The organism is Olleya sp. R77988, assembly GCF_044594215.1.
Taxonomy (GTDB): domain Bacteria; phylum Bacteroidota; class Bacteroidia; order Flavobacteriales; family Flavobacteriaceae; genus Olleya.
Map to the genome: position 1 here is coordinate 1,434,530 of NZ_CP138988.1, position 23,197 is coordinate 1,457,726.

Annotated in this window: 19 protein-coding genes and 1 tRNA gene; 11 read left to right on the top strand and 9 right to left on the bottom strand. The window is 30.4% G+C overall.

Features of this window, described 5'->3' with window-relative positions; translation table 11 throughout:
- Positions 1–2 precede the first annotated feature (2 nt).
- Together SJY17_RS06435 and SJY17_RS06440 are read right to left on the bottom strand one after the other, a co-directional pair.
- Positions 3–476 carry a nucleoside deaminase gene (locus SJY17_RS06435; protein WP_397364674.1) on the bottom strand — a complete coding sequence of 158 codons (474 nt, stop codon included), beginning with the start codon at positions 474–476 and terminating at the stop codon, positions 3–5.
- 123 nt (positions 477–599) lie between these two features.
- Positions 600–675 (bottom strand) — tRNA-Phe (locus SJY17_RS06440).
- A gap of 187 nt (positions 676–862) precedes the next feature.
- Here SJY17_RS06440 and SJY17_RS06445 point away from each other — a divergent pair.
- From SJY17_RS06445 to SJY17_RS06475, 7 genes are all read left to right on the top strand, one after another.
- Complete coding sequence (locus tag SJY17_RS06445) at positions 863–1,594, top strand: type III pantothenate kinase (RefSeq protein ID WP_397364675.1); 732 nt, start codon at positions 863–865, stop codon at positions 1,592–1,594.
- Entirely contained in the window at positions 1,591–2,898 is a 1,308-nt protein-coding gene (locus SJY17_RS06450) for a hypothetical protein (protein ID WP_397364676.1), read from the top strand. Before SJY17_RS06445 ends, SJY17_RS06450 begins: the two co-directional genes overlap by 4 nt.
- Positions 2,899–2,917: 19 nt before the next feature.
- The gene (locus SJY17_RS06455) at positions 2,918–4,249 is read left to right on the top strand and encodes a hypothetical protein (RefSeq protein WP_397364677.1); all 1,332 of its coding nucleotides are present in this window, start codon (positions 2,918–2,920) and stop codon (positions 4,247–4,249) included.
- Complete coding sequence (lptC, locus tag SJY17_RS06460) at positions 4,249–4,803, top strand: LPS export ABC transporter periplasmic protein LptC (protein ID WP_397364678.1); 555 nt, start codon at positions 4,249–4,251, stop codon at positions 4,801–4,803. Before SJY17_RS06455 ends, lptC begins: the two co-directional genes overlap by 1 nt.
- Positions 4,804–4,865: 62 nt before the next feature.
- Positions 4,866–5,048 (top strand): hypothetical protein, encoded by a 183-nt coding sequence (locus tag SJY17_RS06465; RefSeq protein WP_397364679.1) that lies wholly within the window; start codon positions 4,866–4,868, stop codon positions 5,046–5,048.
- The gene (locus SJY17_RS06470) at positions 5,049–6,338 is read left to right on the top strand and encodes a hemolysin family protein (protein WP_397364680.1); all 1,290 of its coding nucleotides are present in this window, start codon (positions 5,049–5,051) and stop codon (positions 6,336–6,338) included.
- Positions 6,339–6,470: 132 nt separating this feature from the next.
- Positions 6,471–8,609 (top strand): peptidylprolyl isomerase, encoded by a 2,139-nt coding sequence (locus SJY17_RS06475; protein ID WP_397364681.1) that lies wholly within the window; start codon positions 6,471–6,473, stop codon positions 8,607–8,609.
- Positions 8,610–8,713: 104 nt separating this feature from the next.
- Here SJY17_RS06475 and SJY17_RS06480 read toward each other — a convergent pair whose 3' ends face one another.
- Together SJY17_RS06480 and SJY17_RS06485 are read right to left on the bottom strand one after the other, a co-directional pair.
- Positions 8,714–9,628, bottom strand: a complete 915-nt coding sequence (locus SJY17_RS06480) for a GYDIA family GHMP kinase (protein ID WP_397364682.1) — start codon at positions 9,626–9,628, stop codon at positions 8,714–8,716.
- Entirely contained in the window at positions 9,628–10,926 is a 1,299-nt protein-coding gene (locus SJY17_RS06485) for a hydroxymethylglutaryl-CoA reductase, degradative (RefSeq protein WP_397364683.1), read from the bottom strand. Before SJY17_RS06485 ends, SJY17_RS06480 begins: the two co-directional genes overlap by 1 nt.
- 147 nt (positions 10,927–11,073) lie before the next feature.
- Here SJY17_RS06485 and SJY17_RS06490 point away from each other — a divergent pair, with 147 nt between their 5' ends.
- The 4 genes from SJY17_RS06490 (at position 11,074) to SJY17_RS06505 (ending at position 18,305) form a co-directional block, all read left to right on the top strand.
- Entirely contained in the window at positions 11,074–13,260 is a 2,187-nt protein-coding gene (locus SJY17_RS06490; RefSeq protein WP_397364684.1) for a S9 family peptidase, read from the top strand.
- Positions 13,261–13,288: 28 nt separating this feature from the next.
- Positions 13,289–15,106, top strand: coding sequence for a peptide MFS transporter (locus tag SJY17_RS06495; RefSeq protein WP_397364685.1), 1,818 nt, complete (start codon positions 13,289–13,291; stop codon positions 15,104–15,106).
- Between the two features lie 74 nt (positions 15,107–15,180).
- A complete protein-coding gene (locus SJY17_RS06500) occupies positions 15,181–17,610 on the top strand; it encodes an oligopeptide:H+ symporter (protein WP_397364686.1) in 2,430 nt (809 codons plus the stop codon).
- Between the two features lie 101 nt (positions 17,611–17,711).
- Positions 17,712–18,305, top strand: coding sequence for a thioredoxin family protein (locus SJY17_RS06505; RefSeq protein ID WP_397364687.1), 594 nt, complete (start codon positions 17,712–17,714; stop codon positions 18,303–18,305).
- A 3-nt stretch (positions 18,306–18,308) separates the two neighbouring features.
- Here the strand turns inward: SJY17_RS06505 and SJY17_RS06510 are convergent, their stop codons facing one another.
- The 5 genes from SJY17_RS06510 to surE all read right to left on the bottom strand — a co-directional run bounded on the left by SJY17_RS06510 (position 18,309) and on the right by surE (position 23,114).
- The gene (locus SJY17_RS06510; RefSeq protein WP_397364688.1) at positions 18,309–20,255 is read right to left on the bottom strand and encodes a ComEC/Rec2 family competence protein; all 1,947 of its coding nucleotides are present in this window, start codon (positions 20,253–20,255) and stop codon (positions 18,309–18,311) included.
- 104 nt (positions 20,256–20,359) lie between these two features.
- Positions 20,360–20,941, bottom strand: coding sequence for a C40 family peptidase (locus SJY17_RS06515; RefSeq protein WP_397364689.1), 582 nt, complete (start codon positions 20,939–20,941; stop codon positions 20,360–20,362).
- A 7-nt stretch (positions 20,942–20,948) separates the two neighbouring features.
- On the bottom strand, positions 20,949–22,064 hold the full coding sequence (gene lpxB, locus SJY17_RS06520; protein ID WP_397364691.1) for a lipid-A-disaccharide synthase: 1,116 nt from the start codon (positions 22,062–22,064) through the stop codon (positions 20,949–20,951).
- Between the two features lie 2 nt (positions 22,065–22,066).
- Positions 22,067–22,348, bottom strand: a complete 282-nt coding sequence (locus tag SJY17_RS06525) for a hypothetical protein (RefSeq protein ID WP_397364692.1) — start codon at positions 22,346–22,348, stop codon at positions 22,067–22,069.
- Positions 22,338–23,114 (bottom strand): 5'/3'-nucleotidase SurE, encoded by a 777-nt coding sequence (gene surE, locus SJY17_RS06530; RefSeq protein ID WP_397364693.1) that lies wholly within the window; start codon positions 23,112–23,114, stop codon positions 22,338–22,340. Before surE ends, SJY17_RS06525 begins: the two co-directional genes overlap by 11 nt.
- Positions 23,115–23,197: the final 83 nt, after the last annotated feature.

The following is a 23,197-nucleotide window of genomic DNA, read 5'->3' on the forward strand; positions in this document are numbered from 1 at the left end:
TATTAATATTCTGTTTTGTCAATTTTCTTAGTCCACTCTTGAAAAGGCTCTAATGCAATTTCACGAGCTAATTGCTCAAACGGAATACTTCTTTCTGCATATGGTAAAGGGATTTCTTTGTAAATAAACTCGTCATCAAAACCAATATTTGCAGCATCAACTTGATTACTTCCATAATAGACTTTGTCTGGTCGTGCCCAATAAATAGCACCTAAACACATTGGGCAAGGTTCGCAAGAAGTGTAAATTTCGCATCCATCTAATTGAAAAGAATCTAGGTTTTTACAAGCATCTCTAATGGCTGTAACTTCTGCATGAGCAGTTGGGTCGTTAGTCGAAGTTACTTTATTGTTTCCTCGTCCTACAATTTTTCCATCTTTAACAATGACGCAGCCAAATGGTTCACCTTCGTTATTATTCATTCCTTTTAAAGCTGCGTTTACAGCTTCTTTCATGAATTTGTCTTTGTTGCTCATATTTAATTAATTTATAATTGATAAACGTTGCATAAGCTAATATACTACTTTTTATAGTGAATTTTATTGTTTGATTTGGTGATTAAAACCAAAAAACCCGATTCAGATGAATCGGGTTTTTAGTGGTGGTGCCTCCAGGAATCGAACCAGGGACACAAGGATTTTCAGTCCTTTGCTCTACCAACTGAGCTAAGGCACCAGTCGCATAATTGCGGATGCAAATATATATTCATTTTTAGAACTACCAAAACAAAATTTGCAAAAATTATAATCTTAATTTTTTAAAGAGAATAAATAGGTCATATTTAACTCATTTTCAATATTATAAATTTATTAAGACTTTTATTATAATGGTTTTGTAAATTTATCACTTTTTAAAGCCAAATATGAATTTAATAATAGATGTTGGAAATACCAGAACTAAACTAGCTGTTTTTAAAAACAATAGTTTAGAGTGTAAGGAAATAGTAGAGACGTCAAAGGTTTTAAAGGGGATAAAAGGACTTAAAAAAACATACCCAAAAGTAAAATCAGCAATATTATCTTCTGTTGGCTATGTGGAGCAAGATGTATTAATCTATTTGAATAGACACTTTAAATTAATAGAATTAAATCACGAAACTAAAACTCCGTTTAAAAATTTATACACTACACCAAAAACTTTAGGGATTGATAGAATTGCACTAGTTTCTGGTTCTGTACAACAATTTCCAGATAAAAATGTTTTAATAATTGATGCTGGTACTTGTGTGACTTTTGATTTTATAAATAATAAAAACGAATATTTAGGTGGCGCGATTTCGCCAGGAATAAGAATGCGTTATAAAGCATTAAATAATCAAACCGCAAACTTACCATTGCTAGAAACAGAATTGCCAGATGATTTAATTGGAAACTCAACAGAAACTTCAATAAATAGTGGAGTTGTAAATGGGATTTTAAAAGAAATTGATGGCGTAATTACTGAATATAAGTCGAGATATTCAGATTTAACAATAATTTTAACAGGAGGAGATGCTAATTTTTTGTCTAAACAATTAAAAAGTAGCATATTTGCCAACTCAAATTTCTTATTAGAAAGTTTGAATTTCATATTACAATATAACACAGTCAAATGATAAAAAAACTTGTATTAGTTTTCATTGCAGTATTTGCAATTCAAAGTAACGCTCAGGACGGAACAGCTTCTCCATATTCTTTTTACGGAATAGGTAGTTTAAAGTTTAAAGGATCTGTAGAAAATAGAAGTATGGGTGGATTAGGTGTCTATAAAGATAGTATCCATGTTAATTTTCAAAACCCAGCAACTTATGGTGGCAATAATTTAGCCTCTTTTAATAATGAGTCAAGACCTGTAAAATTTACAGTAGGAGGAAGCCATACAAGCACTAAATTAAAATCAGATAGTAATAGCGATAATGCTAAGAGTAGCACGTTTGATTATTTAGCAATAGCTATTCCAGTAGGTAAGCTTGGTTTTGGTTTTGGGTTATTGCCATATACAGCTGTAGGATACGAACTAGAAACACGTAATACAAATGATGATGTAGATTATAGATATTCTGGAGAAGGAGGTTTAAATAAGGCATTTTTCTCATTAGGATATCAAATAAGTAAGTCTTTAAGTATTGGTATTGAAGCAGATTATAATTTTGGTAACATACAACACAATACTTTAAATGTATTATATAATGAATCTGGTGAAACTTTAGAATATTATACCAACGAAGATAATAGGTCTGATTTAAGTGGACTAAATTTTAATATTGGGATCCATTATCAAAAAATGATTAATAATAAGTTGGAGTTTCAAGGGTCTTTTACTTTTGCTCCACAAGCGGATTTAACGTCTAAAAATGTAAGAACAATCTCTACACCATCTTTAATAGATAATGGGATAATTTCAAATGAAATTGAGGTAGATTTAGCTACGTCTAATTTGGCTGAAACTAATTTAACATTACCTTCAAAATATAGTTTTGGTGTTGGACTAGGACAACCAAGAAAATGGTTTGCAGGACTAGAATATACATCACAAAATACTAGTGAATTTAGTAATTCACTATACAGTAATGTTGGAACTACATTTGAAGATGCTTCAAAAATGTCTTTTGGAGGATTTTATATTCCAGAGTACAACTCGTTTTCAAGTTACTGGAAAAGAGCGGTTTATCGTGCAGGAATACGCTTTGAGAATACAGGTCTAAACATAAATGATCAATCTGTAAAAGAGTTTGGCATGTCTTTTGGAGTAGGATTACCAGTTGGAACAAACAGAACACCATTCTCAAATGCTAACATAGGTTTAGAATTTGGTCAAAGAGGAACCACAAATGCAAATTTGGTTAAAGAGAATTTTGTAAGCTTCCAATTAAGTCTATCATTAAACGATAGATGGTTTCAAAAAAAGAAATACAACTAACAACATAAAATTTAAGATTATGAAAACTAAAATTACTTTACTATTCGCTTTACTACTAGGACTTAATGTTGGGTTCGCACAGAGCAATGAAGAGTGTATGACTAAACTGTCTTTAATGACAGAGTCTGCAAAAGCTAAAAATTATGAAGCTGCTTATCAGCCTTTCTTAGAATTAAGAAAAGAATGTCCAAGATATAATAAAGCAATTTATGTTTATGGAGAAAAAATATTAAAGCATTATATTAAAAATGCTTCTGGAGCAGAAAAAACAGCTTACGTCAATGATTTAATTAAAATGTATGACGAAAGAATGGAAAATTTTTCTAGCGAATCTTCTGTAGGAGAATTCCAGACTAAACAATGTCAAGTAAAGTATGATAATAAAAGTGCTTTAGGATTATCTGATCAAGAATTATACGATTGTTTTGATGCTGCATATAAAGCAGATAAAGATAACTTTAAAAACGCAAAAAGCCTTTTAATCTATTTTAGATTAATGGTTAGTCTTTATGACTCAGGAAGTAAAACTGCACAAAACTTATTTGATAAGTATGATGATGTAGCTGATAAGATTGAAGACGAATTAGGTTATAACTCTAAAAAATTAAATGAGTTAATTACTAAAGAAGATGCAGGAACAGCTTTAACTAAAAAAGAAGGAAAGTATAAAACATATTATGGTGCTATGATTGATGCTTTTGAAAAAGTAAATGATGGGATTGATTCTGATTTAGGAGATAGAGCAAATTGCCAAAACTTAATCCCATTATACCAAAAGGATTACGAAGCTAACAAACAAAATCCAGTTTGGTTACAAAGAGCAATGAATAAGCTTTACCAAAAGGGATGTAAAGATGATCCAATGTTTGTAACGATTGTAAAGCAAAAAAACTCTGTAGAGCCTAATGCAAAAACATCTTACTACTTATATGTAATTACAGGAGAGCAAAGATATTTAGATCAAACTATGGAATTGGAAACAGATCCATTTAAAAAGGCTAAATTATTTTATACAGCTGCAATAGACTTTAAAAAGAGTGGTAGCTACGGAAAAGCAAGACAGTACTTCCAGAAGTCTTTAGAGCTTAATCCAGCAAACAAAAAGCCTTATGAGCATATTGCAAGAATGTATGCAGGAAGTGCAAATAGCTGTGGTACTGATAACTTTAACAAACGTGCTGTATTCTGGTTAGCTGCAAACGAAGCAAGTAAAGGTGGTTATAGTGCATTAGCATCAAGTTACAGAGCAAAAGCACCAACTAAGTCTGAAATATTTGCAAAAGGTAATGCAGGGCAAAGTATTAAAATTGGATGTTGGATTGGAAGAAGCGTAACAGTGCCAAGCCTATAATGCAAAAACAACAAATACATATTATTAAAAACTCAGTCATAGCAATAGCTATGACTTTGTTTTTTACGTGTAAAAACAATTTAAAAGACGTTAATAAATTATCCATGTCAGCCAATGATCCTGTTGGTGTGTCAGACAGTATTAACGTAAAATATACAGATTCTGGACGTCTATCTGCCAACTTAATTAGTCCTAAAATGTTTGACTTTAGTAATAGAGCGTTTTCTTTTTCAGAGTTTCCAGATGGTATAATTTTACATTTGTATGATAAAAGTAATGCGCAAACAACCATTATTTCAGATTATGCTATAATTTATAACAATACAGATTTAATAGATTTAAGAGGTAATGTCATAGCAGCTACACCAACAAAAGACAGTTTGTTTGCAGAGCAACTATATTATGACCAAAGTAAAGAGTGGCTATTTACCAATCAACCAGCAACATATAGATCTAAAGGTTATGTGACTAGCGGAATTGGATTTGATTCTGACAAAGACTTTAAAAAAGCAGAGGTTTTAGGTGTTACTGGACAGTTTGCAATTCAAGAATAATGTCTTCTTTATAATAAAAAGGACACTTTTTTACTATCTTTACTTAACAATAAAAATGATTAATGAAAACCTTTAAATTTTTTCAATACGCCTATTTAGTTTTTGCAGCACTTTTTCTGTACGATGCATTTTTTAGTTGGGAAGAGCGAGGAGTCATGTCACTAATATTAGGGCTAACAGCTGTTTTTATGTTCTTTTTTAAAAAGAAATTTAATAAAAAATTCGATAACCAAGACCGTAAATAAATGCTTAGTTCAGTAATAATAATTATTGTTTGTTTATTACTTTCTGCTTTTTTTTCTGGGATGGAAATTGCTTATATATCCTCCAATAAAATTCATATTGAAATTGAAAAAAAGCAAGAAGGATTCCTTTCTAAAATTTTATCTAAACTAACTGCTAAACCATCAAAATTTATAGCAACTATGCTTATTGGTAACAATATAGCTTTGGTTATTTATGGTTTTTTTATGGGAGATTTGTTAATGGATTGGTTCCAGAGTATGTTGCCTAGTACCAATGCGTTTATAACATATATGTTAACAGATCTAAGTTTACTAACTCAGACTATTTTATCAACACTTCTTATTTTATTTACTGCAGAGTTTTTACCAAAAGTATTTTTTCAGATCTATGCAAACACCTTATTAAAAATATTGGCATTTCCAGCCTATATATTTTATGTATTATTTACTTGGATTTCTGATTTTGTATTATGGATTTCTGACTTTGTACTAAAACGTTTTTTTAAAACGGAAGGAGATCAAGTACAATTAGCCTTTACAAAACTAGAGCTTGGTAACTATATTAGCGAGCAAATGGAGAGTGTGGAAGAGAATGAAAATGTAGATACAGAAATTCAGATTTTTCAAAATGCGTTAGAGTTTTCAGATGTTAAAGCAAGAGAGGTTATGGTGCCTCGTACAGAGATTGTTGCTTTAGATTTGCATGATTCTATTAAAAATCTAAGTACTATTTTTACTAATACAGGCTATTCTAAAATATTAATTTATAAAGACACTATTGACGATGTTTTAGGTTATGTACACTCTTTTGATTTGTTTAAAAAACCAAAAAATGTTGGCTCTATGATTATGCCAATAGAGCTAGTTCCAGAAACCATGTTGGTTAAAGATATTTTAAATGTATTAATTAAAAAAAGAAAGAGTATTGCTGTGGTTGTTGATGAGTATGGAGGAACTTCTGGAATAATGACTGTAGAGGATATTGTTGAAGAATTATTTGGAGAAATTGAAGACGAACACGACTCTATAGACTTAGTCGAAGAGAAAACCAGTGAGACTACTTATGTGTTTTCTGCAAGGTTAGATGTTGATTATTTAAACGAAACCTATAAACTTAATCTGCCTGAAGGCGAAAACTACGAAACTTTAGGAGGATTAATTGTAGATCATACAGAAGAAATTCCAGAACAAAATGAGGTGGTTTCAACACAAAATTTTGAATATAAAATTTTAGAAGTCTCAAATACAAAGATAGACCTGGTTGCACTTAAAATTAAACAAGAAGACTAACTTTTGTAATAAAACAGACCCTTTTTAACAATACTCTATTCATTATAATCTATTTATTGTAAAAAGTGCTTTTATAATTGAATAGAAAATGGTATTTTCGCCCACTATATTTCACAAAATTTATCACAAAAAATGGCAATTTTAAATAAAATTAGACAAAAAACTGTTGTATTAATCTTGGTTATTGCACTAGCGTTATTCGCTTTTATATTATCAAGTTTATTTGACAATAAAGATGCATTATTCTCTAAATCTCCAGATGTTGTAGCTACAATCAATGGTGAAGACATTTCAAGAGAAGAGTTTTCTAACCTTGTTAAATATCAACAAAGTCAAATGGGACCTAATGCTTCAACTAGTCAAGTAATGAATAGTGTTTTTGAAGCAAAGGTAAGAGAAGCTGTCATGAAAGGACAGATTAGTAAATTAGGAATGACGGTTGAAGCAGACCAAATGAGCGATCTAATTAAAACAACTTATGCAACAGATCCTACTTTTTTAAATGAAGAAGGTGTTTTTGACGAGTCTAAATTAAAATTGTTTATAGATAACCTGAAAAACGCGACTAATAACCCAGGAGCTTATCAAAATTGGGTAGCTAGAGAACAGTCTTTAGCAACTAATGCTTTACAGACTAACTATTTTAATATGGTTAAAGCTGGTACAACTGCAACATTAGCAGAAGGACAATTAGAGCATGTGTTAGAAGGAGAAAAAGTAGATATTAAATATGTACAAGTACCTTACACATCTATTGCAGATAGCACAATTAAAGTGTCAACTTCAGAAATTAAATCATATATAAATAAACACGAAAAATTATACCAAGCAGAAGCTAGTAGAACGTTTCAATATGTGTTTTTTAAAGAAGTAGCATCTTTAGAAGATGAACAAGAGATTCAAAATGCTTTAAAAGCAGCTTTAAATGATAAAGAAGTATATGATGAAAATGCTGTAAATAAAAAAAGAGTGGAAGTTGGTTTTTTAAACACAAAAGATGTTGAGTCTTATGTAAATAGTAATTCTGACGATTTAAAATTTGTAGATAAGTATAGTGTAAAATCAGAATTACCAGTAGCATTTGCAGATAGCTTATTTAATTTGCCAGTTGGTAAAGTTTATGGTCCTTATAAAGAAGGCGTATATTATAAGCTAACTAAAATGATTGCTAAAAAAAACTTACCAGATTCTGTTAAGTCAAGGCATATATTAATTCCTTATGTTGGGTTAAATAATGCAGGACCAGATGTTACAGAAACAAAAGAACAAGCAAAAGCAAAAGCAGATAGTTTAGTAAAAGTATTAAAATCAAATACCTCTAAATTCTCAGAATTTGTAACAGCATATTCTGGAGATAAAGGAAGTGTAGAAAATGAAGGAAGATACGATTGGTATGCTTACAATAAAATGGTTCCAGAATTTAGAGATTTTACTTTTGAAGGAAAAAAAGGAGATTTAGGAGTTGTTGAAACTGCATTTGGATTTCATATTATTGAAATAGAAGGACAAAAAGGAAGTGTAGAAACTGTAAAGTTAGCAACTGTTGCTAGAAAAGTTGAACCATCAACAGCAACTGAAGATAAAGTATTTGAAAATGCTTCTAATTTTGAGCTTGCAATAGCAAAAGGTAATTTTGCAGAAGTTGCAAAAACATCAAATTATGAAGTACGTCCAATGACAGCTAAAGAGTTAGACGAAAATATCCCTGGATTAGGAAATCAGCGTCAAATTGTACGTTGGGCTTTTGAAGACGATTCTGATATTGGAGATTACAAACGTTTTGATAATGTACCAGGTGGAATTGTAATTGCACAATTAACAGGTAAACAAGCAGAAGGATTAATGAGTGTTGAAGATGCATCTGTAACAGCTTTACCTTTAGTAAGAAAAGAAAAGAAAGCAAAATTAATTATGGATAGAGCGACAGCTACAAGTCTTGAAGATTTTGCAGCAGCAGAAAAACAATCTATAAAATCTGCATCTGCTATAAACATGAAAAATCCAACAATAGCTGGAGCTGGTAGAGAAGCTTTAGTAGTTGGTACTGCTTTTGGATTAAAAGAAGGAGCAACATCTAAGTTAGTAGAAGGAGAAAAAGGAGTGTATATGGTACAAGTAACTAAAAAGACACCAGCTGTCGAATTAGAAAACTACTTGCCTTTTGCAAACCAAGTAAGTACTAAAAAATTCAGTGAAGTACAAAACAGATTGTATAGCGCTTTAAAAGAATCTGCAGAGATTGAAGATTTTAGAGCTAAAACTGTTCAGTAAAACATCTAGTTAATACATAAAAAAAAGCCTCTTGATTTTTTAATCAAGAGGCTTTTTTTTAAAACTATATGACATTAGTGTAATAAAAGAAATGTTTTTACAATTTAAACCTTGCTCAAAACCATTTCATCATATTTTAAAATAGTATCAAACCCTTTTGATTTAAAATAGTCTATTGGATTAGTTTTAGAAGCAACTAAAACAAAATCTCCACCCCAAGCTCCCAAACTTTTAATACTTCCGTTAAGGTCGTTAAAAAGAGTTTCTTTTACAGGTTTTTGATTGGTTATTTTTGCAATTAAGGTTTCGTGTTCATCTATAAGGTTTTGAAACAGCTCTAAAGTATCACAGTTTGCTAATTGCTTAGTTAATATATTAATTTCAATAATGGTTTTATTTAAATCAGGTTTATTGGCTTTGTAATGTGCAATACCATCACGACTATTTTGTTTTTTGTTTAAGTGAACAAAATAAAGATGCTCCGAAAATTTTGGATTAAAATCGACCAATTCAACATTAGGATTACCATTTACTAGTTGATAATTAATAGCTGTACTGTTTTTAGCACAAGCAATATCATAACCGCTTCCACCAAAAGTTAACTCTAATAATTTGTATGGATCGACATTAGCCCATTGTGCAATATTATTGATTAAGGTTGATGATGTACCTAATCCCCAATTTTTAGGAAACTCTAATTGAGTAGTGACTTTAAAACCTGTATTATCTTTTAAAAATTTAGGATTTAATTGCTTTGCAGCTTTTAAAATTTGCAATAATCTATCATAAATATCATTGTCAGAAGTAATGGATGAAGCTATTTGTTTTAAAGAAAACTCATCTTCAAACCAAACCGTTTTATCTTTATGTAAGCTTGTCCAAATTAATTTTGGTTGATCAATAATATCAACTGTTAAATGCTGTCCAAAAACAGTCGGAACAGCTAAAGCTTTTGCACCATCAAGCACAACATATTCTGCTGATATTAATAGTTTTCCGTGACTATAAAAGGTTTTCATTAACGTCTTAATTTTTCAATAGCTTTAACAACAGCACTATGGGTTACTACATTGGTTTTAAAATGGTTAACAATCTGTTCTTTTTCAGTAGCAGTAGCTTCAAATTGATTAAGGATATTCATTAAGTGCATTTTCATGTGTCCTTCTTGTATTCCAGTAGTTGTTAGACTTCGTAATGCTCCAAAATTTTGTGCTAATCCAGCTACAGCAACAATTTGCATTAAGTCTTTAGCATTTGGTTTTCCTAAAATCTCTAAAGCCAATTTAACTAAAGGATGTAAACTAGTTAAACCACCAACAGTTCCTAAAGCTAAAGGGATTTCCATCCAAAAATAAAACACTCCATTTTCAATTTTTGCATGTGTCAAACTGCTGTATTGTCCATCTTTTGCTGCGTAAGCGTGTACACCAGCTTCTACTGCTCTAAAATCGTTTCCTGTAGCTAAGACAACTGCATCAATACCATTCATAATACCTTTATTGTGCGTTACTGCTCTATAAGGTTCGACTTCTGCAATATTTACTGCTTGCACAAATTTTTCGGCAAATAGTTGAGGGTTTATGTCTTTGTCAACTAAATCTTCAACCTTACAACTTACTTCTGCTCTTACTAAACAGTTTGGAACATAGTTAGATAAAATGCTCATTATAATATTTACAGGTTGTGGTAGGCTTGTTTCAGCTTCAGCTTTAAATGTTTTAGAAAATTGTTCTAAGCAAGAATTTATAAAATTTGCTCCCATTGCATCTAAGGTTTCAAAAGTAGCATGCAATTGGTAGTAATGGTTTAATTTGTCTGTTTTGTTTTTTAATTGGATATCTAAAATGCCTCCACCACGTTTTTCCATGTTTTTGGTAATGGATTTTGCATCTGTAATTAGCTGTGATTTTACACGATTAAAAAAGTGTTGTAGCTTATTAAAATCACCTTTATAAGTAAAATGGACTTGACCAATTTTAGTTGTGGATAGCACTTTTGTTTTAAAACCACCACGTGTTTGCCAGAATTTGGCAGCTTTACTTGCGGCTGCAACAACAGAGCTTTCTTCTATGGTCATTGGTATTGCATATACTTTGTCGTTTATTACAAAATTAGGAGCAATACCTAATGGTAAATAGTAATTTGTAATAGTGTTTTCTATAAACTCGTCATGTAATTGTTGAAGTTTATTATCTGTATTCCAGTATTGTTTTAGGATATTTTCTGCATCCTTAAAATCTGATAAATAGTTATTGATTAACCAATTTATCTTTTCTGTTTTAGATAATTTAGAAAATCCGGAAACTAATGTACTCATAGTATTTATTTTGAAAAGCAAAGATACTATTAAAGCTTTCAATTTTTACTTATCATTATATTATTGCTTATTTAACTGTTAATATATAGGGTTTTTTGGGTATTTTTTAGTAAACTTGACATCCTATTATTAAATTATTACAATTAGATGAAGATTTTAAGAATTCTATCCGTTTTTTGCTTTTTAGCAACCTCTTTTTTAACAGCTCAAAATAAGCAAATTACTCTTGAAAACATATGGAGTGGGTCCTTTAGGACTCAAGGGTTGGATGCTTTACATTCTATGAGTAATGGACAACAATATTCTGTTTTAAATTTTGATAGAGAAAATGGAGCAACTACTATTGATATTTATGATTACAAAACATTACAAAAAGTAAGTACTTTAGTAAGTTCTGCAAATATTGAAGCTATACAATATTTTACAGATTATACATTTAGTGATGATGAAACACTAGTGCTTTTAGCTACAGATGAAGAGTCTATTTTTAGACGCTCGTCATTAGGTAAGTATTATGTTTATAATACAAAAACACAAAAAACAACTTTAGTTGCTGAAGAAAAAATACAAGAACCAACGTTTTCTCCAGACGGAAATAAAATTGCTTTCGGTTTAAATAATAATTTATACGTTAAAAACCTACAAACAGGAAAAACTAAACAATTTACATTTGATGGTGTAAAAAATAAAATTATAAACGGAATTACTGACTGGGTTTACGAAGAAGAATTTGCTTTTGTACGTGCTTTTGATTGGAATGCAGATAGTAACAAAATAGCATTTATAAGATTTGATGAAACTGATGTCCCAGAATTTTCAATGGATGTTTATGGTAAACAGTTGTACCAAACACAAACCGTTTTTAAATACCCTAAAGCTGGAGAAAAAAACGCAGAGGTGTCTTTGCATATTTACGATTTAAATAATAATAAATTAGAAGAAGTAAAGGTTGATAAAGCATATACAGACTTTTATATCCCAAGAATTAAATGGACCAATGATGCTGATGTGTTAAGTGCACAGTATATGAATCGTCATCAAAACCAATTAGATTTATGGATGGTTAATGCTAAAAAAAATAAAGCCACTTTAGCAATTGCCGAAACAGATAAAGCCTATGTGGATGTTACAGATAATCTAACTTTTTTAGATGATGATAGTTTTATCTGGACTAGCGAAAAAGATGGTTATAACCACATTTATCATTATGATAAAAAAGGAAAACTAATAAACCAAGTCACTAAAGGTAATTGGGAAGTGACTGATTACTATGGTTACGATGATAAAACAGGTCAAATTTTTTACCAATCTGTAGAAAGCGGAAGTATTAATAGAGATGTGTATTCTGTAAAACTAAACGGAACACAAAAACAACGTTTATCTAAAAACGAAGGGACTAATAATGCAGACTTTAGTGCAGATTTCTCTTTATTTATTAATACATTTTCAAACACAACAACACCTTATTCATATACTTTAAACGATGCCAAATCTGGACAGGTTATAAAATCTATAAAAGATAATAGTGATTTAAAAGCTACACTAAAAGACTATCAATTATCTAAAAAAGAGTTTTCAACAATTAAAGTTAATGGTAACGATTTAAATATGTGGATGATCAAACCTGCAAATTTTGATGCTACTAAACAATATCCATTGTTTATGTATCAGTATTCTGGACCAGGATCGCAACAAGTTGCTAATAGATGGAATGGAGCTAATGATTATTGGTACCAAATGCTAGCGCAACAAGGTTATATTGTTGCTTGTGTTGATGGACGTGGAACAGGATTAAAAGGAGCAGACTTTAAAAAAGTAACACAAAACGAATTAGGTAAATACGAAGTAGAAGACCAAATTGATGCTGCTAAATTATTAGGTGCAAGATCATATATTGATTCTAGCAGAATTGGAATTTGGGGTTGGTCTTATGGTGGTTTTATGTCTAGTAACGCATTGTTTAAAGGAAACGATGTATTTAAAATGGCAATAGCAGTTGCACCTGTAACGAGCTGGAGATTTTACGATTCTATTTATACAGAACGCTACATGACAACACCTCAAGAAAATGCAAGTGGTTATGACGAAAACTCTCCAATAAACCATGTTGATAAATTAAAAGGCGACTTTTTATTAATCCATGGGTCTGGAGATGATAATGTACATCTACAAAACACGATGCGTATGGTTGAAGCTTTAATACAAGCTAATAAGCAATTTGAATGGATGATTTATCCAGACAAAAATCATGGTATTTATGGAGGTAATACAAGATTACATTTATATACAAAAATGACAAAATTTATTAACCGTACTTTAGGTGATAAGCTTTAAGATAAACTAACTAATTAAAAATATTTATATGTCAAGTAAAACCATCCAACCACATCAAAAAGAACTTTTTGGACACCCAATCGGACTATATGTTTTGTTTTTTACAGAATTATGGGAACGTTTTTCCTATTATGGGATGCGTGCCTTATTAACGTTATACATTGCTACATCTGCTACAGCAATAGATCCAGGTTTAGGATGGTCAAATAAAGATGCAATTTGGTTATATGGTTGGTATACAATGTTGGTTTATGTAGCTGCAATCCCAGGAGGTTGGTTAGCAGATAAGTTTTTAGGACAGAAAAAAACAGTAATGCTTGGTGGTTTTTTGCTTTGTGTTGGACACCTTGTTTTAGCTATTCCAGGTACAACAGCTTTTTTTAGTGGATTATTATTAATTATTTTAGGTGTTGGTGGATTAAAACCAAATATATCTACAATGGTTGGTGGTTTATATAAGCAAGGTGATATTAGAAGAGATAGTGGATTTACAATTTTTTATATAGGTATTAATATTGGAGCGTTTTTATCTAGTATTGTTGTGGGATTAGTAGCTTATAAATATGGTTGGCATTATGGTTTTGGTTTAGCAGGAATAGGAATGTTACTTGGTCAAGCAGTGTTTATGTTTGGTCAAAAATATTTAACACATGTTGGTAATTTTATTGGAGCTTCTGGTAGTGATGCAGATAAAGAAGCAATGAAAAAACCATTAAATAAAATTGAAAAAGATAGAGTTATTGTTTTATTAATATCATTCTTAATTGTAGTGGTATTTTGGGGAGCTTTTGAGCAAGCTGGAGGATTAATGAATTTATATACAGATGCTAAAGTAGATAGATCTATCAGTATTGGTTCTTGGACAGAAATTCCTGCTGCAGTTTTCCAATCTTTAAATGCAGGATATATTATAATATTTGGAACCTTAATTGGAGGGTTTTGGATTTGGTGGAAAAAACAAGGAAAAGAATCATCATCATTATTTAAAATGGCTATAGGTACTATAATTATGGGACTTGGTTATGTTTTTATGATGTTTGCTTCAAAAGAAGCATCAGCAGAATCTTTTGGTAAAGCAGCCATGTTTTGGGTGTTTTTAGCTTATTTATTTCATACTATTGGAGAGTTGTGTACTTCTCCAGTGTCACTATCATTTATTACAAAATTAGCTCCAGTAAAATACGCATCTATAATGATGGGTGTTTATTTTGCAGCAACTGGTTTTGGAAATAAATTAGCAGGTAGTATAGGTGAAGCGTCTCAATTAGAATCTTTTTCAGGAAACATGGTTGTTAGTAAACAAGCTATTTTACCTTTTATGGCAAAGGATTCTATTGAAATAAAAAATGCAGAAAGAGAAATTGTTACAATACATGATTATCCTATTAATCAAGACAAAAACTTTAGCTTAAAAACTAAAGTATATGTTGAAAATGGAGAAGTAGTTTATAAAGAATTAGAATCTGAAAAAAACCTTAATTCGTTATTTGAATTATCAACTAAAGAAGATTCTAATACTAAAGAGTTATTAGCAACCTTAACCGAAAGAAAAATAACAGCTTCTAATCCATATCATGCAAAGTTAGTCTTCGAAAAAGATAAGGACAAAGCTCAAATAACAGAAAATAAAGGAGATGGTAAAGATTATGGTGTGTCTTTTGTTTTAGAAGAACAACAAAGCGAAGTTGAATATGCTACTTTTAAATGGTTAGTAATATTTACAGTCGCTTTTGGGTTATTACTTCTTTTATTCTTAAAGCGTTTAAAAAAGTTAACCCATGGAGCAGAAGATAAAGAAAGAGTTATACATGATGAAACAGAAGGTTTCGAATTAGCAGACAATTAAAAAATCCATTATATTTAAGCCTCACAAAATTAATTTTGTGAGGCTTCTTAATTTAAACTAACTAAATTTTAATTATGAATACAGATATTGAAAATCTATTTAAAGACAAAGTTATAGGTCATCCAGCAGGATTGTTTGTTTTGTTTTTTACTGAAATGTGGGAACGTTTCTCATTTTATGGAATGCGAGTGCTTTTAGTTAACTTTTTAACGATGGCAGCAATTGGATACAATCCAGGGTGGGAATGGTCTGTAGAAAATGCAGGAGCCTTATTTGGTACTTATGCCATGCTACTTTATATAACGCCAATTATTGGTGGTTGGATAGCAGATAAATATACAGGTTACAGATGGGCTGTAATAATTGGGTCTTTAATTATGACTTTAGGTCATGCCTCTATGGCTTTAGAAACAGAATTTTCATTATATCTAGGTTTAGCGTTATTAGTTATAGGTACAGGCTTTTTCAAACCAACAATGACTTCTATAATATCTGAAATGTATAAAAAGAATCCAGAGAAAAAAGATGGAGCATATACCATTTATTATATGGGTGTAAATGCAGGAGCCTTTTTCGGGATGATGCTTTGTGGTTATTTAGCAGAAAAAGTAGGTTGGGCTTACGGTTTTGGTTTAGCAGGAATCTTTATGCTATTAGGAACACTACAATTCTGGTTAGCTGGTTCTTTATTTGGTAAAATTGGTGCAAAACCAAGTCAAATACATGAAGTAGAATTACCTCAAAATATTAACGAAAATAGTGTTGAAATTAGTGACACTGAGGTTGAAGAAAAGCCAAACCCATTTACAACTTTAGATAAAGTCTTAATTGTTATTTCTTCTATTTTAGGATTAGGGTATGCTATTAATGATCCTATGTCTAAGATAGCTGGAATAGATATGTTTTCAGCATTTCAAATAGGCGAGTTTGAAGGGCAATATGTTGCAGTTTTAGTTGCTTTAGCATTATTTGTTTATTTAGCAATTAGCAGGATTTTAAGATATTCTAAAGTGGTAAGACATCGTATGTTTGCCTTTATCATATTTGCATTTTTTACAGTGTTTTTTTGGTTGTCGTTTGAGCAAGGTGCTTCGTCTTTAGTTATTTTTGCTCGAGATAATGTTGATAGGATTTTAACAGGATCTTCTGCAACAATTTTTAATATTATTAATACATTATTAACCGTTGTTCCTCTTATAATTATTTCTTACGTATTATATATTCTTTGGAAAAAAACATACAGTAAAATTCCTGGATCTAACATTGTATTAGTAGTCTGTTTTATATTTATGTGGGGAATTGTAGGTTGGATGTTAAACAGAGATTTTAACACAACATCTTACGAAACAGAGTTTATGGCTTATAAAGTCGCTTCTGTAGATAAAAACCAAGACATAAAACTATCTGAAGATAAAGGTGAGTTAGAATACCATTACTTACCAGTTACACAAAATGATAATAAATCAATCTCTGATTATAAAACAGTAACTAAAACAAATCAATTTTATAAAATTGAAGTTTTAGATAAAGAGACTAATCTTCAGAAAAAAGACAAAGATGGTAAATTGGTCTTTAAATATCTTCCAGTAAAAAGTTTTGAAAAGAAACCTGAAGGAGAGCGTAAACCTAAGGATAATCATAGTATAGTTACTAAAACTATTCAAACTATTGCTGTTCCTGTAATGGATTACACAACTAATCAACAATTAAAAACAAAAGATGGAGATTTAATTTATAGTCACTATGCATTTGCAGATAATAATAGTGCAACTAATAAATTTGAAATTGAAAAAAGAACTGTTAGTATTGGAGAACCTTTTGTAGATTATCAAGTAGGTGATGATAAAACTATCATTAATAAAAATAAAGAGCTAACAGAATTTTCATTTATTTCTTCTTTTGAAAAGGAAAGTGAATTATCGAGTCATGCAGATGCCTTAAATAGAGATAATGGTTTTGTAGATGCTAAAATCACTAAAGTAAAAGACAACGAAGTTGAAATTACAGTATCATGGTTTAGTATTTTAAACTCGTTTTTCATTATAGTATTCGCATCATTCTTTTCTAAATGGTGGGAAAGTAAATATAATCCTTCAGCAGCAACAAAATATGCTTATGGTTTAATAGTAATGGCTATTGGTTTTGGTTTATTAGCTTTTGGATCTTATGGAATGGTAGAAGGTGTTAAAGTAAGTATGATATGGCTAATATTAGCCTATCTATTCCACACACTTGGAGAGCTTTGCTTATCTCCTGTTGGACTGTCCTATGTTAGTAAATTAGTACCAGCAAGGATGATTGCCTTGATGTTTGGTATGTGGTATTTAGCAATTGCTATAGGTAATAAATTAGCAGCTGTTTTAGGTGGTCAGATAGAAAACATTACAAAAGAGTATAGTCTATCTACATTCTTCTTAATTTTTACAATTGTACCTTTAGTAGCAGGTTTATTAGTATTAGCTTTAAATCCTGTATTAAAAAAGTTAATGCATGGTGTAAAGTAAAACACATTATAAATATTATAAAAGCGCCTCGTAAAACGAGGCGCTTTTATTTTTTGTAAATTTGGAATACTATTTGCGACTATAGCAGTAAATACATTTAAATGAAAAAAATAGTTTTAGTTTTTGCAATCTTATTTTCAGTTTCTATAACTGCACAAGAAGTTAATTGGATTACTTTAGAAGAAGCTGTAGAGCTTCAAAAAACAAATCCTAAAAAAATAATTATGGACGTTTACACCAAATGGTGTGGACCATGTAAGTTATTAGAAGCAAGAACATTTAAAAATAAAGACGTCGCAAAATATATAAATAAGCATTATTATGCTGTTAAGTTTAATGCAGAAGGTAACGAAACGATTGTTTTTAAAGGAAAAACATTTAGTAACCCAAAATATGATCCAGCTAAAGCAAACAGACGTAATTCTGTACACCAACTATCAAGAGCATTAGGTGTTAGGTCTTATCCAACATTATTGTTTTTTGATGAGAGTGCTAATTTATTACCACCAATTGTAGGTTATAAAACACCACAACAGTTAGAGTTGTACTTAAAGATGTTTAAGGAAGACAAGCATAAAGAAATGAAAACGCAAGAAGCGTTTAATAAATATGCTAAAGAATTTAAGTCAAAGTTTAAAGACACTAAAAAGAAGAAAAAAAAGAAAGAAAAAAAGAAGGAAAAGACTAAAAACTAACCTTTAATACTCTATAATAAAAGCTCCTGTTTTACCAGTTTGGTAAAATGGGAGTTTTTGTTTGTCACAGGTTTCTTTCCAACGATAGATATAAGATTTGTAATTATTTCCATCTGCAATTATAACCTGAGGATTTAAACTATCTATTAGTCTTGATAGATTAAGCTTTGGTGATTGTGTTAGTAAAACATAATCTATTTTTATGTCTTTTACATTAAAGACACCCAAACTATCAACTATTAATAAATGTTTGTCTTTTAATTTGTATATAGAATTAAATGGTTTAGTAGACAATGTTTTAAGCGAGTTTTTAACCGCAAAACTCCTAATAATTGTATTGCGTTCTGCTTTTTGTAAATCAGAAAACACAGCAAGTGTGTTATTGTGTTTTTGTCCAATAAGAGTCGCTCGGTTTTTATGAAAAACTAAAAAGGAATCTCCTTTAGTTTCAAGCCTATTAATAATATAAGTTGCTTGCAAACCAATAACCATAACCAAAGATAATTTTAGCCAGTTATAATTTTTAATTTGTAGTAGTTTGTAAATCGAAAAAATAAGTAAATAGGATATTACAACTTGTAAAAAAGTAAACGGAATATCAACAATTAAAAAGGACTCTTGATTAGATATCCAACCAAAAAATTGATTCATCCAATTAATAACCATTCCAAAAGCATCAGATAAAATGGTTTTAGGTAGTCCAAAAATAGATAGTGTGATAACTAATAAACCCAAACCTAAGATCACACCTAAAAACGGAATGACAATTAGGTTGGATAACCAAAACAAACTAGGGAATTGATGAAAATAGTAAAGACTAATAGGAATGATACCAAATTGTGCAGAAACAGTTACTGTAAGTGTTTTCCAAAGTAAGTTTGTCAGTTTATATTTTGGTGTCCAAATACGCTCTAAAATAGGCTGAAAACTAACTATTGCTATTACTGCAGCGTAACTTAATTGAAAACCAACATCAAACAAAAAATTGGGTTTAATTAATAGCAACACAAAAACAGAAATAGTTAATGTATTATAGATGTTGGTTGGTCGTTTTAAATTCATTCCAATAGCAACAATACTAAACATTGTAGTTGCTCTAATTATAGAAGCAGAACCACCAGCTATTAATGCATACATCCACAATAAAATTAATAGGATAATAGTTTTTGTAAATCGTCCATTTTTTAAACGCTCTACAGGTTTAAAAACAAAGTTTAAAATTAAAAGTATTATCCCAACGTGCAACCCAGAAACAGCTAAAATATGTATAGCTCCAGCATTAGTGTAACTGTCATAAACCTTTTTTGTAATATGCTGTCTTTGACCTAAAATTAGTGCGTTAATAATGGATAATTGATCATTAGAGTAGTTATATGGGCTTAGTTTTTTATTAATGTAGTTTCTAAAAGAAGCAGCATAACCAGACAAAGTATTTGCATTATTTTTTAACTGTAAGATATTATTTGAATTAACATACAATTGAAAATGTACTTGTTGCTTTTCTAAATAATTTTTATAGCTAAATTGATCCGGATTTAAAGGAGGTTTTATTTCGACTATATTAGAATTAGTCAGATAAATACCATCAATGGGAAGATTAGTTTGTAAAGTGTCTTTTGCGACATTTATTAACACTTTTCCTTCTACAGTTTCATTGTTTAATTTTAAAACATCTACATAATAACGTTGACTAAACGCATTGGGTTTTAATAATTCTGATACACGAAAAACAATAGTGTTTTCAGTATTTGTTTCATTTAAAAAATTAGAAAAATGACCTTTTTTATTAAGGTCTTCATTTGCAGTAGCGACAAAAATTCCAAAAGCAATAAAAGTTAAATAAGTTGCAATTCCAAAAAGGAAGGTGTGGTTGTTTTTCTTTTTAAAAAGAAAATAAAACAAAACAGAAATCAACGTAACTCCTACAGAAATATAGAAGCTAGAAAGCACATTAAAGCTGTAAAATTTAGATAATAGAATACCTATAATTAAGCAAAATGTGAATTTTATAATGGAAAATTTGAGAAGTTTCACTCCTCAATATAATAAATTTCTTACAAAACACGACGTGCTTGCACAAAAGCAACATACCAGTAACGTTCTGATAGTAAGGAGGTCATCACACCTTTACTACTACTAGCGTGTATAAATTCTACACGACCAGTACGTGCAGAAGTGACTAAACCAACATGGTTTATTTTTCTGCTTCCTTTTTTTGTAGCAAAAAATAATAAATCGCCTTTTTGTACTTTTTTAAGATCAATCCAATCTCCATGTGTAGATAATGCGCTAGTGGTTCTGGGCATTTTTATATCTTCTTTTAAAAAAGAAGTTTGTATTAATCCAGAACAATCCATACCTTTTTTTGTGGTGCCTCCATACTTGTATTTAACACCTTTAAAGGACTTGGCAGTCTTAATAATATTATCTGTAGTTGAAGACGTTTTTGGACTAGTATAACTTCCAGAACTAGTTTTGGGTTTTGTAGAGCTTTGTTTTGTACTTGTTTGTTTGGTAGTAGAAGCCTGTTTTGTTTTGGTTGTGCGCTCTTTTTTTGTGGTCACAACCTGTTTGCTTTTAGAAGATCCACAAGACCATATTATTGTTAAAAGTAGGAGTAGGGCAATTTTTTTCATGTAATCATTAATTATTTAAAACGTCCAGAATCAGTTTTGCAGTGTTTTCACTAGCACCTTTTCCACCTAGTTTTTTTTCTAATTCGTAGTAATTAATAAAAAACTTAGTACGTTCATAATCGTCTAAAAGACGATTTAATTCTTTTTTAAGGCTTTTTTTATTAAACTTATTTTGTATTAATTCTGTAACCGCTTCTTTTTCTAAAATTAAATTCACCAAACTAATATACTCAAGGTTAACAACACGTTTACCAATTTGGTAAGATACCCAACTTCCTTTGTAGCAAACTACTTGTGGGACTTTAAATAGTGCAGTTTCTAAAGTTGCAGTTCCAGAAGTAACTAAAGCAGCAGTAGATAAACTTAATAAATCATACGTTTTATTACTTATAAAATGCACATTAGCTTGCTTGATAAAGGTTTTGTAAAAACTGTAATCTTGACTTGGTGCACCAGCAATAACAAATTGATAATCTGGATAATCATCCACCACACTTAACATAACAGACAACATTTTGGTAATCTCTTGTTTTCTACTTCCAGGCAATAAAGCAATAATTGGTTTGTCGCTTAAACCATTAGCAGTTTTAAATTCTTTGTCATCAACCTGTGTACGGTTTGAGATAGCATCAATTAATGGATGGCCAACAAAATGGACTGGGTAATTGTGTTTTTTTTCGTAAAAATCTTTTTCAAAAGGAAGGATAACATACATTTCATCCACATCACGTTTTATGGCTTTTATTCGACCTTCTTTCCAAGCCCAAATTTGTGGAGAAATATAATAATGTGTTTTAATTTTTCGGTGTTTTGCCCATTTTGCAATACGCAAATTAAAACCAGGATAATCAATAAAAATAATGACATCAGGATTATAGGTTTCGATATCTGTTTTACAAAAAGATAAGTTTTTAGCTATGGTACGTAAGTTCATTATAACTTCAGAAAAACCCATAAAAGCTAACGCTTTATAGTGTTTTACTAAAGTGCCACCAACGCTTTGCATAAGGTCTCCTCCCCAAAATCTAAAGTCTGCATTTTGATCATGTTTTTGCAGAGACTTCATTAGGTTTGAGCCATGTAAATCGCCAGAAGCTTCACCAGAAATAATGTAATATTTCAAATCTATAATCTGTTTATAATAAAAATTAGTCCAATTATTAACGTTGCAATTAAAACGCCTTTTGCCTTGTTATCTTGTTTTCTATTTAAAAATAGAAAAAACAATCCTAAGTTAAGTAAAGCACCTAGACTTACCAATTTGCCAACAAATTTAAATTGTAAGGCTTGTTTAATAGTCTCTTCAATTCCAAACTTTGAAAATAAAACGATGTATAATAAAATACCAATACAGGTAGAAATTATTCCCAAAATAAAACCAATAATAACGTCTTTTTTAGTCTTCAAATTGCCAAGTATTTAAGTGTTGCATGTAATGGTGTGCTGTTAAATCAAATTGTACTGGAACCACAGAAATATAACCGTTTGCTAAAGCATACTCGTCTGTGTCTGTGCCTTTATCGTAATTTACAAATTCTCCAGTTAACCAGTAATAATCTTTACCTTGAGGTGTTTTGCGTTTATCAAATTTTTCTTTCCAATTAGCTCTTGCTTGTCTGCAAACTTTAATCCCTTTTATATCTTTTTCTTTTAAATCAGGAATATTTACATTTAAAACAACACCTTCTGCTATTCCGTTTTTTAAAGCGTTTTCTGCAATTTTTTTGACATATTTTTTTGAGGCTTCAAAATTAGTATCCCAACTGTGATTTGAGTTAGAAAAACCAATAGCAGGAATACTTTCTATACCAGCTTCAATAGCAGCACTCATAGTTCCAGAGTATATAACGTTTATAGAACTGTTAGAACCATGGTTAATTCCAGAAACACAAAGATCTGGACGTCTATCAAGTATTTCGTTTACTGCAATTTTAACACAATCTGCAGGAGTACCAGAACAACTATATTTTAATGTTTTTTCACTTTTTTTAGATACTTTTTCTAAGTGTAAAGTGTTATTTAGTGTAATGGCGTGACCCATTCCACTTTGCGGACTATCTGGAGCCACAACTACAACATCTCCAAGTGCTTCCATGACTTCAATTAAAGCCAAAATACCTGGAGCAGTTATTCCGTCATCATTAGTTACTAAAATTAAAGGTTTTTTACTCATTAAACTCGTATTGATTTACCTAACAAAAATACACAAAATCTCTTGTAACTACTCAATTTAATCAGTTTAACAAAAAATTAGCG

Coding starts and splice junctions, on each gene's coding strand:
- SJY17_RS06505 (WP_397364687.1), top strand. CDS start 17,712: ATGAAAAAAATAGTTTTAGTTTTTGCAATCTTATTTTCAGTTTCTATA.
- SJY17_RS06495 (WP_397364685.1), top strand. CDS start 13,289: ATGTCAAGTAAAACCATCCAACCACATCAAAAAGAACTTTTTGGACAC.
- surE (WP_397364693.1), bottom strand. CDS start 23,114: ATGAGTAAAAAACCTTTAATTTTAGTAACTAATGATGACGGAATAACT.
- SJY17_RS06465 (WP_397364679.1), top strand. CDS start 4,866: ATGAAAACCTTTAAATTTTTTCAATACGCCTATTTAGTTTTTGCAGCA.
- SJY17_RS06485 (WP_397364683.1), bottom strand. CDS start 10,926: ATGAGTACATTAGTTTCCGGATTTTCTAAATTATCTAAAACAGAAAAG.
- lptC (WP_397364678.1), top strand. CDS start 4,249: ATGCAAAAACAACAAATACATATTATTAAAAACTCAGTCATAGCAATA.
- SJY17_RS06475 (WP_397364681.1), top strand. CDS start 6,471: ATGGCAATTTTAAATAAAATTAGACAAAAAACTGTTGTATTAATCTTG.
- SJY17_RS06455 (WP_397364677.1), top strand. CDS start 2,918: ATGAAAACTAAAATTACTTTACTATTCGCTTTACTACTAGGACTTAAT.
- SJY17_RS06490 (WP_397364684.1), top strand. CDS start 11,074: ATGAAGATTTTAAGAATTCTATCCGTTTTTTGCTTTTTAGCAACCTCT.
- SJY17_RS06515 (WP_397364689.1), bottom strand. CDS start 20,941: ATGAAAAAAATTGCCCTACTCCTACTTTTAACAATAATATGGTCTTGT.
- SJY17_RS06500 (WP_397364686.1), top strand. CDS start 15,181: ATGAATACAGATATTGAAAATCTATTTAAAGACAAAGTTATAGGTCAT.
- SJY17_RS06480 (WP_397364682.1), bottom strand. CDS start 9,628: ATGAAAACCTTTTATAGTCACGGAAAACTATTAATATCAGCAGAATAT.
- SJY17_RS06445 (WP_397364675.1), top strand. CDS start 863: ATGAATTTAATAATAGATGTTGGAAATACCAGAACTAAACTAGCTGTT.
- SJY17_RS06435 (WP_397364674.1), bottom strand. CDS start 476: ATGAGCAACAAAGACAAATTCATGAAAGAAGCTGTAAACGCAGCTTTA.
- SJY17_RS06470 (WP_397364680.1), top strand. CDS start 5,049: ATGCTTAGTTCAGTAATAATAATTATTGTTTGTTTATTACTTTCTGCT.
- SJY17_RS06450 (WP_397364676.1), top strand. CDS start 1,591: ATGATAAAAAAACTTGTATTAGTTTTCATTGCAGTATTTGCAATTCAA.